The organism is Rossellomorea vietnamensis (genome assembly GCF_025398035.1).
Classification (GTDB): domain Bacteria; phylum Bacillota; class Bacilli; order Bacillales; family Bacillaceae_B; genus Rossellomorea; species Rossellomorea vietnamensis_B.
Genome location: NZ_CP104558.1, coordinates 1263480 through 1276405 on the forward strand (window position 1 = coordinate 1263480; position 12926 = coordinate 1276405).

11 protein-coding genes are annotated in these 12926 nt (G+C 41.5%); all 11 read right to left on the reverse strand.

What is annotated here, in order from left to right; genetic code table 11:
• Positions 1–26: 26 nt before the first annotated feature.
• The 11 genes from pepF to opp3b all read right to left on the reverse strand — a co-directional run bounded on the left by pepF (position 27) and on the right by opp3b (position 12788).
• The gene (pepF, locus tag N5C46_RS06525) at positions 27–1850 is read right to left on the reverse strand and encodes an oligoendopeptidase F (RefSeq protein ID WP_261751387.1); all 1824 of its coding nucleotides are present in this window, start codon (positions 1848–1850) and stop codon (positions 27–29) included.
• Positions 1851–1938: 88 nt separating this feature from the next.
• Complete coding sequence (locus tag N5C46_RS06530; RefSeq protein WP_261751388.1) at positions 1939–3117, reverse strand: competence protein CoiA; 1179 nt, start codon at positions 3115–3117, stop codon at positions 1939–1941.
• A gap of 90 nt (positions 3118–3207) precedes the next feature.
• Positions 3208–4713 carry a cardiolipin synthase gene (cls, locus tag N5C46_RS06535; protein ID WP_224520449.1) on the reverse strand — a complete coding sequence of 502 codons (1506 nt, stop codon included), beginning with the start codon at positions 4711–4713 and terminating at the stop codon, positions 3208–3210.
• 105 nt (positions 4714–4818) lie between these two features.
• Complete coding sequence (mecA, locus tag N5C46_RS06540; protein WP_261751389.1) at positions 4819–5490, reverse strand: adaptor protein MecA; 672 nt, start codon at positions 5488–5490, stop codon at positions 4819–4821.
• A 334-nt stretch (positions 5491–5824) separates the two neighbouring features.
• Positions 5825–6220 carry a transcriptional regulator SpxA gene (gene spxA / locus N5C46_RS06545; RefSeq protein WP_032089161.1) on the reverse strand — a complete coding sequence of 132 codons (396 nt, stop codon included), beginning with the start codon at positions 6218–6220 and terminating at the stop codon, positions 5825–5827.
• Between the two features lie 297 nt (positions 6221–6517).
• The gene (locus N5C46_RS06550; RefSeq protein WP_261751390.1) at positions 6518–7090 is read right to left on the reverse strand and encodes a GNAT family N-acetyltransferase; all 573 of its coding nucleotides are present in this window, start codon (positions 7088–7090) and stop codon (positions 6518–6520) included.
• A gap of 296 nt (positions 7091–7386) precedes the next feature.
• Positions 7387–8538, reverse strand: a complete 1152-nt coding sequence (locus N5C46_RS06555) for a putative glycoside hydrolase (protein WP_420720453.1) — start codon at positions 8536–8538, stop codon at positions 7387–7389.
• A gap of 262 nt (positions 8539–8800) precedes the next feature.
• Positions 8801–9736, reverse strand: coding sequence for an ABC transporter ATP-binding protein (locus N5C46_RS06560; protein ID WP_261751392.1), 936 nt, complete (start codon positions 9734–9736; stop codon positions 8801–8803).
• On the reverse strand, positions 9736–10806 hold the full coding sequence (locus N5C46_RS06565) for an ABC transporter ATP-binding protein (protein WP_261751393.1): 1071 nt from the start codon (positions 10804–10806) through the stop codon (positions 9736–9738). Before N5C46_RS06565 ends, N5C46_RS06560 begins: the two co-directional genes overlap by 1 nt.
• 18 nt (positions 10807–10824) lie before the next feature.
• Complete coding sequence (gene opp3C / locus N5C46_RS06570; RefSeq protein ID WP_261751394.1) at positions 10825–11859, reverse strand: oligopeptide ABC transporter permease; 1035 nt, start codon at positions 11857–11859, stop codon at positions 10825–10827.
• On the reverse strand, positions 11859–12788 hold the full coding sequence (opp3b, locus tag N5C46_RS06575) for an oligopeptide ABC transporter permease (RefSeq protein WP_261751395.1): 930 nt from the start codon (positions 12786–12788) through the stop codon (positions 11859–11861). Before opp3b ends, opp3C begins: the two co-directional genes overlap by 1 nt.
• Positions 12789–12926: the final 138 nt, after the last annotated feature.

Here is a 12926-nt window from a genome sequence, read left to right on the forward strand (position 1 = left end):
TGTTTCTTTTCGTAATCGCGTTTATTTTATTGCAATTTTTCAAGCAGTTCTTCCATTTCATTCAGCTTTTCTTCAAAGACCTTACATGCATCTTCCACCGGTTTGGAAGTTGTCACATCCACTCCTGCTTTCTTCAATACTTCAATCGGGTAATCGGAACTTCCAGCTTTAAGGAAATCGATGTAGCGTTCCACTGCAGGCTCGCCTTCTTCGAGGATCTGTTGACTAAGGGCCGTCGCTGCAGAGAAGCCTGTAGCATATTGATATACATAATAATTGTAATAGAAATGGGGGATACGTGCCCACTCCAGTCCAATCTCTTCATCAATTGAAATTTCTTCCCCGAAATATTTCTTATTCAGCTCATAATACTGTTTGGTAAGGAACTCCGAAGTCAGGGCCTCTCCTTCCTGGGCTTTCTTATGGATAAGATGCTCGAATTCAGCAAACATCGTCTGACGGAAAACAGTCCCTCTGAATCCTTCAAGATAATGATTCAACAGATACAATCTTTTCTTCTCATCATCGATCGTATTCAACAGGTAATCATTTAATAATGCTTCGTTGCAAGTGGAAGCGACTTCTGCCACAAAGATGGAATAATGACCGTACGTGTATGGTTGGGAACTGCGCGTATAGTAACTATGGACACTATGACCGAATTCATGGGCCAGTGTGAATAGATTGTTTACATTATCCTGCCAATTCATGAGGATATAAGGATTGGTTCCGTATGCCCCGGATGAGTAAGCACCGCTTCTCTTTCCTTTATTTTCGACCACGTCCACCCACCGATTCTCAAATCCTTCTTTCAGCACATTGGCATACTCCTCACCCAGTGGCTTTAGTCCATCGAGGATCATGCTCTGTGCTTCGTCATAGCTTATGTCCATTTTGACTTCCTTCACGAGCGGGGTATACAAATCATACATATGAACCTCATCCAAACCCAGCACTTTCTTACGAAGCTTCACATAACGCTGAAGCAGATGAAGGTTTTTGTTCACCGTATCAACAAGGTTATCATACACTTCTTCAGGGATATTGTTATTGGATAAAGCCGCATGTCTCGCTGAATCGTAATGTCTGACGTTGGCGACGAAATTATCTTTCTTCACCGCTCCACTTAACGTTGAAGCGAATGTGTTTTCAAATTCCCCGTACGTTTCATAGACTTTTTTAAAGGCGTCTTCCCGGACACGGCGATCGCTGCTCTCCAGGAACCGGATAAAACGACCGTGTGTAATATCCACTTCCTCCCCATTTTCATCTTTGATGCTCGGAAACTCTAGGTCTGCGTTATTCAACATGCCAAATGTATTACTTGCGGCACTGAACACTTCAGATGCCTGGGCCAAGAGCGCTTCTTCTTCAGCGGAGAGAACATGTGGACGCTGAAGATTGATTTCCTCTAAAGCATGCTTATACTTCTTCAGTTCATCCTTCTCTTCAAGGAAACCATTCAGCTTCTCTTCGTCAATCGATAGAACTTCCGGCACCAAATAAGCAAACTTACTCCCTAACTGGGTATAAAGACTTTTGGCACGGTCATCAAGACCCTGATAATAGGAATTGGTCGTATCCTGGTCATAGCGCATATGAGAATATGTATATACCTTCCCCATACGTTCCATTATTTCATCCTGGAAGGCAAATGCTTTATAAAGCTGATCTGCACTATCACCCAGTGTTCCCTTAAATTCGTCTGCTCTCTTTGTCATTCCTTGGATTTCTTTATATTCTTTCTCCCACGCATCATCACTTTCGAAAATATCTTCCAATCTCCACGTTAACGTTTCATCTACCTCTTTTCTTCCAGGCAGACTTTTAGTAGCTGTATCTTTTGACATATACATCCTCCATTCTGAAATCTACAGAAAATTCCTTATAGTTACATTCTCTCTCATCTACCAATTTCCTGCAACAATACAATCTTTCTTACAGCTTTTTTAATATATGCTTCCATTTAGGAAAAAAATCATGTTTATGCTTTTCGAAGGCTGAAAAATGATCCGGGCAGCTCCATGGTTCAGTGAGTTGATACGTATCATTTATTTTACTGAGAACCTGCACCTGTTCAAGTAATCTTAAATAACCGCTTGCAATCCTCTTGATCACTTCATCTCTTTTTAGTAGAGGAAGGGATCGCAGCTCGATATGGCCTTTTGCAATTCTTCTATCCAGCACCCTGCACACACTTTCCTCTGAAATCGAATCCCCTTTCAAACAATCTTTCCATACGTAATATTGCCATTCCACTTCGTGATTTCTGATATGAATGCCATGGGGAATGACAGGGATGCCAATATACAGGGGCAAATATAAAAACGTATCCCCTTCCCCGTACACTTCCCTTAAGAACACGTCTGTTCTCGCATTATTATAATGGATTCTGTTGTATATCGATTTCGTTCTATAATCGTACCAATGGGATAAGGAGTAGGGATGAAGAACGGAAACATCCGGAATGGAAGGAGGAAGTGTGAACTCGGAAACGGGTATGATGATGGGCGCTGCACTCATAAATGCCGTGCCGGAAACCGGAAGGAGATGGGAATAGAGTTGAAAGATACTTCTATCCGGAAGAAACTGAAGGAGAAAATAATCCAAGTGTGGAGAGTATCGGATAAATGCTTGTTGGAAAGTCGTCAGACTCAGGAGCTTCTTGGACTTAAGGGGCTGGGTCAGGATCCAAAAGGGGGTGATCCCCTGTCGGTGATAACCATGTGTGCGTCGTACTATTTCAGAAATCGGTATGGTGGAACACTGAATCTCGATGGCAATCTCTGCTGTATCTGTTTTTACATAAATATCTGCGACTTGCTTAAGCTCTCTAATGTAATGCTCTAGACTCACTCTTGCATGGAGGGAGCTGACCCTGTCATATAATAGCTGCTTACTTAAGAGATGGTGTAGAGTCTCACCCTTCACCAACTCGCAATCTGCTTGGGACATATGGGCAAAATGGGGTATGTTGCGGCTACCGATTTTCATGGTCAATACGGAAGAACAATGGGGACAGACAAATGAGGCACCTCTCCTTCTTAACCCTCTCAATTCCTCCCTGGAATAATGGATGGTGGTAAATAGTTGCTGGTTGAATAATGCTGTTAACATAGAACACCCCCTTCTGTTACCATTCGACATAAACAGTGAAAATCCTGCATAAACAAAGCCCTCAAGCAAAAAATGCTTGAGGGCTTCACTCTATAACAAGGGAGACATCAGTCGGGAAGTGGATTCCAAGATCCTGTATCCCAGGTGTCGCTTCTGAAATTCTTCCAGCTGCAATTCTTCCGATTCCTCCAGGTCATGTAAATATTCTTTTACAATCGAAGAAGTGCTTTCTGTTTTATACAAAAATGCATTCACTTCAAAATTCAAGTGAAAACTTCTCATATCCATATTCGACGTTCCTATTGATGCCATTTCTTCATCTACTATCACGATTTTACTATGCATGAATCCTTTTTGATACTCAAATATTCGGGCTCCGGCTTCCAGAAGATCTGGGAAATAAGAGCGTGAAGCATGGAATACAATCCGTTTATCAGGTTTATGGGGAACAAGGAGTCTCACATCCACACCGCTTAAAGCAGCAATCTTCAAAGCTGAGAAAATATCTTCATCCGGAACGAAATAAGGGGATGCCACCCACACACTCTTTTTCGCCGAGGTGATCATGGAGAAGAATATATTCTTTAAAACGCTCAATTCATTATCGGGTCCCCCCGCAATCATTTGAACTCCGCCGTCGTTCGCATTTTCAAGAGGGTCAGGACTTAAATATCCAGGTGTCAGGAAGTCATCGTTCGTCATATAATACCAATCCTGCAGGAAGATCAACTGCAGGGTCCGAACCGCTTCTCCCCTTACAAACAGGTGAGTGTCCCTCCAGAAACCGAAGTGTGGATTCTTACCTAAGTATTCATCCCCGATATTGAGTCCTCCCACAAATCCGATACTCCCATCGATGACAATGATTTTACGGTGATTCCGAAAGTTGAATTTATTATTCAGCACCGGAATCTTGACAGGTCCGAACGCAACTACTTCTACACCTGCATTTTTTAAATCATTTATATAATCCTTTGATAATTGCCAGGCACCTACGGCATCGTAAAGGAAGCGTATCTTGACTCCATCATTCGCCCGTTCAATAAGGATATCCTTAATCTGGTTACCGATTTCGTCATGACGCACAATATAATATTCCATATGGATATGATGCTTCGCCGTCTTTAACCACGTCAGAATTTCACCGAACGTTTCGTTACCATTGGTCAACAGCTTTGTTTCAGTGGAAAAGGATATGGCACTGTTGCCGATTCTTTGCGCTAACTGAAAATGCTTTTCTTGAAATAAGCCAAACATATCTGCGTTTATTTCCTTTGGACCGGGCTCGAATTTATTATAGGTTTCCTGATCCAATATGTACTTCTTTTTATACATTTTCTCTTTTCTGTAATTCCGTCCAAATAATAAATAAAAAATGAAGCCTAAAAACGGAAATGCCCCCAAAACGACGAGCCATGTCAGGGTTTGGGCCGGATGACGATTTTCAAAGAAAATAAGAAACCCAATGACAACGACGGAGAATGTGAAGACAATACTAAAATACTTCACCATTCCTGAAAGATACTGATCAAAATAAAAAATATAACTTAATACAAGGACAGCACAAAATAAGAGGACCCTTACTGTATTCTTCATATGTAGTAACACCTTCCACCGGCTTAATGTTTCAAAAATTGAAAACCCTTATACAGAGAGTGGATATAAAAAATACCGATTTCTATATGAAACCGGTATTGATCCTTACGAAAAGTGTTCACTCAACGTCTCAAAGACATGGTCATGGATGACCACTTTGCCATACTCTTCAAGGCGATGAACGGTCATTCGTGATTCATCGGCATATTCAAGCAGTATACTTAACGTATTATCGATATCTTCTTCTGAAAAGTGTTCTTCAGAAAATTTAACATAAATAAAATATTTATCTTTGAATGCAAGCAGCTTTGTTTCTAAATGTTCCATAGATATGTCTTTCAACCGATGGGATAGAGAAATCGCATCTTCGAAATCATTGAATTTCAACGTGAAGTCCAAAACTACTTCAGCTTCCCCATCCTGATCCTGCTTGATTTGGAAATGCTGATCCAATAGCTCCTCTATACGCTCATCGACTGGAAGTTCCTTGAGCTTATCCTCTGGAATAGGAAGCTCGAATCGCTGGCCGTCCTTAGAAACCTGAGCTCTTGTAACAAGGACTTCAAGCCCTTTATCTAACGCCTGAACCTGAATCCAAAGCGGTCCTTCGATTCCGAAATCTTCTTCCTGATGGACTTCATCCATCATTTCCCAGAAGAGTTCTTCACTCCGTTCACGGTTATACCAGATTTCTTCACGGTCAAATCCGCGATCTTCAATATCTCCATAAGAAATATAGAACTTGACTGTATTTTCGTTTATGCGTTCGATTTCCAATTAACACCTCTCCCTTCTTGCATGATGTTAGTGAAGGGACTACACCCTCTGAGCAAAACGCTCTATTGCTGGTGAAGATTGAAGATACACTTAAATTAGTTTGTACCTTGTACTTCTATTTTATGATAAAACCTCAGAAAATGGAATTAAACTAACACCCATTTTTTTCTCGCAAATCCCTCTAGGCGTTTTTGACATTTTAGCGGATATTTGCAGAAAATTCAAGTGATAAAACTTATTCTAATATAAAGAGACTGACCCGAAAGGAGACGCAACGTTCCTTAAAGGGTCAGCCCCTTTTACTTATATATTCCCCTACATGGAAAAGAGTACTTTAGTTTACCATTCTTTGAGCTTCAAGAAGCTGGAATGTCCGAACCTTTCTTGGTAGGAAACGTCTGATCTCATCTTCGTTGTATCCAACCTGAAGGCGCTTTTCATCAAGAATGATCGGGCGTCGCAGAAGGCCGGGATTCTTTTGGATCAATTCGAACAGCTCTTGTAGTGGTAAAGTTTCCAGGTCTACATTAAGCTTCTGGAATGTTTTAGAACGGGTTGAAATGATTTCATCTGTTCCATCCTCAGTCATGCGAAGGATTTCTTTGATTTCATCAATGCTTAATGGTTCAGAAAAAACGTTGCGTTCGGTATATGGAATCTCATGCTCTTCTAACCAAGCTTTTGCCTTGCGACAAGATGTACAACTAGGTGAAGTGAATAATGTAACCACGAATCATTCACACTCCCTTTAGGAATTTTTATAATATAGAGTATTTTATTTAAACGCCGTTAATTAAAATTAGTTTAAATAAGAAATCTCTATTATGTATTATACATGAATTACTGTCCCATGAACATAGTTTTAACTAATTTGTCAAATTTCCTGTACAGAGGTTTAACATAGCTATATATTCTGTTTCTATTATGGGTTTACCCGGTACACTCTTAGCTTAAACATGATATTGTATATTTCCATTTTTTCATTTAGAAAACCTTATTGCGAATAGGCAATAAGGTTTTCTTCCGTTTAAAGATCTTTTAATACATCCCCATCGCGTTCATCGTCTTTTTTTAACACTTCGTCAACGGGTTGATAAGAAGCACCGTAAAATTTGTGGTCATTATACGTATGAATGAGCTCATATGTTTTTTTCATGGATTCGAAGATAAGATCTTCGGATTCATGCTCTGGTGCCCAGTATAGGATTTCCATTTCATTGATTTCGTTTGTAGCAAGTGAACGGCGGGCATATCCGATGCTGACGGCGTGTTCGAAACCTTCACGTTTGTAGAATTTCAAGCGCTTCTCAGTATCAGTGTCATCATAGTCCACTGGCTCGACTTCCAAAATGATGGCTTTCTTCTTTTCTTTTAACTTATCGAGTAATTTATGGCCCAGGCCTTGTCCGCGGGCATCCTTTGAGACAAAGAGATAATCGATGAAGATAAAGTCTTCAAGTTCCGCATACATTAGTACATGGTGCGGCCCTTCATCTTTGTGATAGATGTCGCTTCTTTCTTTTAACAGTGATTCAAGATGTTCTTTTGATTTCATTTCCTCTACAGGGAAATATTGATTTAATTTTTCATACCAGTGCATGGATCTACTCCTTCGATTGAATTTTTAAGTGACATTGACTAACGGGATACCATTATCATTCTCAGAAAAAAATAGGTTTATGTTAGATGTTAGTCTTATCCGTGGGATAATCGTACGGAATCACAGGCTGAACTGCCCATGAAGAGGGTAATGTGGTTGAAAGCGGTTAATCTTACCAATAATTTAATGATAACAATATTTCAACGCTTTTTCAAATGGGAAGCAATGCTTCGGTCCCCGTTTCTCCTTAAGGGAAAAAAGACTGACCTGCACGTTCCAGAGGTCAGTCTCTTCTATTAAGGAGTGTAGTCGACGCCTTCAGTATAGGAATTACCTGCATCCCACAGAAGGAATTCATTGATTCCTTGATCATTCAACGCTTTGATCTGCGCCTCTACTTCTGCTTTTCCGTAAGGTTTATAGTTTCCGCTGCCAAGCCAGGAAGCGGTGAAATCCTGAAGCCACGGTCTTGAGATCGGCTTATTTTTCAGTTCAGCTATTTTCGCTTTCTCTACCTTCGAGTATTCTGTTACCAGTTCGTACGGCTGTAAATCCGGTTTGGCAATCCCGAAATAAGGTGTCCAATGACTGGGATAGATCATGGATGATATGACATCCACATTTTCAGATATCTTCGAGAAATTCTGACCGATACCGGGTGCCTCTGGAAGGGTTGCCGTATAACCGAAGATATCAACGGATACTTTCACACCATAAGGTTCCAACTTCTTATGGGCATATTCCACAAAATCAGTGACGGCATGTACACGTTTCTGTACATTATCACTGTCTTCCTTGGCATATTCCCCTCCGTTATAGGTGAGTTCATCATCACGTTTCTCGAATCCTTCCGGGAATCGGACGTAATCGAACTGAATTTCCTGAAAGCCCATTTTTGCTGCTTCAATGGCGATGCCTACATTATAATCCCACACTTCTTTAAGGAATGGGTTGACGAAGGAATCCCCTCCTCCATTTGACCAAACCTTATCCCCGTCCCTAAATGACAAGTCAGGACGCTGATTCGCAAGAACGGTATCCTTGAATACAACGACACGTGCAATCGGATAGATTTTCTTTTCTTCCAGGGTCTTTAACATCGCTTTGGGATCTTTGATGTATGGCTGACCGACCTTGGCATACGGAGAAGACTTTTCCGGTTCATATGTTACATTCCCTACGTCATCTTTAATATCAATGACCATGGCATTAAGATCTGTAGTATCCATTAATTTCGTAAGAGTATCAAAACGGGCTCCGCCAGCGGAATGTGCTGTAACGTATACCCCTCTTACCGCATCAGGATACTCGAAACTCAGTCCTGAGTCATAAACAAATCGTGGCACCGGGCTTGTAATCTCCTTTTTACTCATCGCAAACGTTCTCTTCTCATGTTTCACCGGACCATCTTCAGCGGCACTTGCTGACTGGAAGGGCAAGACGCACATTGTGGCTACACATAAAGATGTCGCTACCTTACTCCATTTCAAAATGAACCTCTCCTCTATTAAGTATGCTATCTAGTAAATTATGTAACTCCTTATACTATTCTAACAAGGAAATAACTTGAAAGAAAAGGGTTAATCCACCTAGTCTGTCGAAATTTCCAAGGAAATGAATATTATTCAATATATAGTATGAATCTCATTAAGGTTTAGACGTTATCAAAGGAAAAAGCTCCCCTCATCGAAGGGAGCTTTTATCATCCTCTTAGCTTTTGTATGATGCTTGATATTGCGCAAATTCTTTTTCTGAGCAGTAAACGAAATGTCCAGGTACCACTTCACGCATTTCAAGATTATCATCCTCTGTATAGTTATGAACAGAAGGATTATATTCTTTTCTTCTGCGGGTGCGCTCATACTCGGGATCCGGTAACGGTATCGCAGATAGAAGCGATTGAGTATAAGGATGAAGCGGATTTTTGTACAGGGCGTCACTTGTCGTCAACTCAACAAGCTTTCCATAATACATAACACCAATCCGGTCACTGATATACTTTACCATGGATAAATCGTGGGCAATGAATAGATACGTTAACCCTTTTTCCTTTTGAAGTTCCTGCATCAGATTGACGACCTGAGCCTGAATCGAAACGTCAAGGGCTGAGATCGGCTCATCGGCAATGATGAAATCAGGATCCACAGCCAGTGCACGGGCAATCCCGATACGCTGACGTTGTCCACCTGAGAATTCATGCGGATAACGGCCTGCATGTTCTTTGTTCAGACCCACTGTTTCCAGTAGCTCATGAACCTTCTTCAAACGTTCTTCCTTGGAAGAAGCCAATCCATGAATATCAATACCTTCCGCAATGATATCGGCTACCTTCATGCGGGGATTCAGACTCGCATACGGATCCTGGAAGATCATTTGCATTTTACGGTTAAATTTCTTTAATTGAGAGCGTGACTTCTTCCCGTGAACATCGTCACCGTTAAAGAGAACCTGACCGTCCGTCGCATCATAAAGACGAATGATCGTACGGCCTGTCGTTGATTTCCCACACCCGGATTCTCCAACAAGTCCAAGGGTTTCCCCTTTATATATATCAAAGCTGATATCATCGACTGCTTTAACCATATTCGGTTTTCCCGGGTTGAAGTACTGCTTTAAATTCTTAATTTCAAGTAATTTTTCTGCCATTATGAACGAACCCCCTCAACAAGTACCGGCTCTCTATAATTTGAAGGCATCAGTCTTTGCCTCACTTTCACTGCTTCTGGTGGCTCTACCTGTGGAGCACTCGGATGTAATAACCATGACTTCACGATGTGAGTGTCTGATACTTGATAATATGGCGGTTCTTGTTCAAAATCCACTTTCAATGCATATTCACTTCGGAGGGCGAATGCATCCCCTTTTGGTGGATTCAATAAATCGGGAGGAGTACCAGGAATCGCTACAAGCTCCTGCTCACCTTCTGTGTCGGTTGTCGGCATCGAACCGATCAATCCCCACGTATACGGGTGACGAGGGTCGTAGAAAATCTCATCGACTGTTCCCGTCTCTACGATCTGACCACCGTACATAACCGCTACGCGATCTGCCACATTCGCAACTACACCAAGGTCATGGGTGATGAAGATGATGGATGTTTCAATTTTATTTTGAAGATCCTTCATTAACTCAAGGATCTGTGCCTGAATCGTAACGTCCAATGCCGTTGTCGGTTCATCGGCAATAAGGATTTTAGGATTACATGCAAGAGCAATGGCGATCACGACACGCTGACGCTGTCCACCCGAGAACTGATGCGGGTATTGCTTAAAACGGGTTTCAGGACTCGGAAGACCAACCAGCTTCAGTAATTCAATGGCGCGTTTTTTAGCGTCATTTTTGCTCATGTTCTGGTGCTTCACCAGTGGTTCCATAATCTGTTTCCCGATTGTCATCGTTGGATTCAAAGAAGTCATCGGATCCTGGAAGATCATCGAGATATCTTTACCGCGGATTTTTTGCATATCCTTTTCAGGAAGCTTCGCTAAATCTTTTCCTTCAAACAGGATCTCCCCGCCCTTAATGAATCCCGGCGGGTTTGGAATCAATCTCATAAGGGCTTTCGTCGTTACGGATTTACCTGAACCCGACTCCCCTACGATTGCTAATGTTTCACCTTTATCTAAATGGAAATCTACACCGCGTACTGCCTGTACTTCCCCTCCATGCGTATTGAAGGAGACGTGTAGATCTTTCACTTCTAAAATTTTCGACATATTAGTATCTCCCTTCCATTACTTACGCATTTTCGGATCTAGTGCGTCACGCAGTCCATCGGCCATTAAGTTGAAGCTAAGAATGACTAATGAAATGACCGCTGACGGTACAAGCATCATGTGCGGATATGACTGGATAGATCTGTATCCTTCATTAACCAATGATCCCAGAGACGCTTTAGGTGGAGCGATCCCTAATCCGATAAAGCTTAAGAATGCTTCTGTATAAATAGCAGCAGGAACTGTGAACATTGTCGTAATGATGACAGGTCCCATTACGTTCGGTAGCAGATGTTTAAAGATTAAACGATTACTGCTTGCCCCTAAAGTACGGGAGGCTAGGACGAATTCCTGATTCTTTAATTGAAGAACTTGTCCACGGACAATCCTAGACATCCCGACCCAACCGGTTATGACCATTGCCATCGTAATGGAGAATATACCCGGTTCAAATATCAGGATGAACAGGATGACAACAATCAGATTTGGTATCCCTACCAAAACTTCAACGATCCGTTGCATAACGTCATCGACTCTCCCGCCGTAGTAAGCAGAAATCCCACCGTAGGAAATCCCGATCAGGAAGTCAATGACTGCGGCAAGTATACCAATGTATAAAGAGACGCGGGTTCCATTCCATGTACGCGTCCATAAGTCACGTCCCAGGTCATCTGTACCGAACCAATAATTCTCTTTGATTTGTCTTGATTCATATACATCAAAACCGTCAGCATCTTTACCGTCAAACGGAAGCCAGCTGATTCCTGAAAGCGCTTCAATTTTCGGAGGCAGCTTTGCATGGCGGATATTTTGATCACTGAATTTGTATTCATTCATTCCAGGACCGAAAATGGCAAAGAAAATAATGATTACAGTGATGATGATCCCGACAAGTGCACCTTTATTCTTGCGCAAACGAAGCCATGAATCCTGCCAGAAATTCAAGCTTGGACGTGAAATTTTTTCTGCCTCGTCCCCACTAGCTTGTTGAGGTTGGAAGAGGTCTGGACTAAGTTCATCTAGTTGCTCTTGTTTCTTTTGTTTTGCTCCCATTATTTCTTCCCTCCAGCTAAGCGAATACGCGGATCAATGATTCCGTATAAAATGTCCACCAAGAAAATAACACCGATGAATAAAGCACTAAAGAAAAGGGTTATTCCCATAATGACCGTATAATCATTCGTGTTGATTGATAAGACGAATTGTTCCCCTAATCCAGGAACCGCAAAAATCCGTTCTACAACCAGTGATCCAGTCATGACTGCTACTGTCATCGGCCCGAGAATGGTAACAATTGGAATCATGGCATTTCTAACTCCGTGCTTCACAATGGTACCTGTCTTTGAAATACCTTTTGCAGTTGCAAGTAAAATATAATCAGAGTTTAGAATCTCTAACATTTCAGTTCTCATAAAACGGGCAATGGTCGCTACCACACCTACAGTCAATGCAAGCGTAGGAAGAATGGTATGCTTATATTCGCCCCAAAGTGCTACAGGAAGCCATTCGAGTTTGACCCCTATATAATATTGTAATAGTGCTGCAAATACAAAGGACGGTATCGAAATTCCCAATACAGCCATAAAAGTAGATCCATAGTCTAACCAAGTATTGTGTTTAATTGCAGCAATGATACCTACTAACAGTCCTATAAAAGTTCCTAATACCATGGCTTGAAATCCTAAAAGTGAGGAAGGTCCAATACGAGTGCCAAGAATTTGAGTTACTGGTCTATTATCATATTGGAAGGACAAACCCAAATCCCCTTTAGCCAGCCCAACCATATAATTGATATATTGTTCAGGCAGCGGGTCGTTGAGACCGTATTTATCCAGGATGATTTGTTGTTGTTCCGGAGACAGCCTTTCTGTGTTTTGCAGTGGAGATCCAGGCAGGAGCTTCATCAGAAAGAAAGTGGCGGTTGCAATGATAAGCAAAGTGATGATCATATAGACGATACGTTGAATTGTATATCTGACCATTCTTTAGCCCCCCTTTTTTATCTTATTTTTTCTACATTTTTAATTATAGCTATTTTCGACAAATTTTCAATGTATTTTTACTTTTTTGATAATTATCGACATTCACTGGAAAAGGAGAGCATATGCTCATGCATACGC

Coding starts and splice junctions, on each gene's coding strand:
- N5C46_RS06560 (WP_261751392.1), bottom strand. CDS start 9,736: ATGGCAGAAAAATTACTTGAAATTAAGAATTTAAAGCAGTACTTCAAC.
- N5C46_RS06530 (WP_261751388.1), bottom strand. CDS start 3,117: ATGTTAACAGCATTATTCAACCAGCAACTATTTACCACCATCCATTAT.
- N5C46_RS06550 (WP_261751390.1), bottom strand. CDS start 7,090: ATGCACTGGTATGAAAAATTAAATCAATATTTCCCTGTAGAGGAAATG.
- cls (WP_224520449.1), bottom strand. CDS start 4,713: ATGAAGAATACAGTAAGGGTCCTCTTATTTTGTGCTGTCCTTGTATTA.
- pepF (WP_261751387.1), bottom strand. CDS start 1,850: ATGTCAAAAGATACAGCTACTAAAAGTCTGCCTGGAAGAAAAGAGGTA.
- N5C46_RS06565 (WP_261751393.1), bottom strand. CDS start 10,806: ATGTCGAAAATTTTAGAAGTGAAAGATCTACACGTCTCCTTCAATACG.
- opp3b (WP_261751395.1), bottom strand. CDS start 12,788: ATGGTCAGATATACAATTCAACGTATCGTCTATATGATCATCACTTTG.
- opp3C (WP_261751394.1), bottom strand. CDS start 11,859: ATGGGAGCAAAACAAAAGAAACAAGAGCAACTAGATGAACTTAGTCCA.
- N5C46_RS06555 (WP_420720453.1), bottom strand. CDS start 8,538: ATGTGCGTCTTGCCCTTCCAGTCAGCAAGTGCCGCTGAAGATGGTCCG.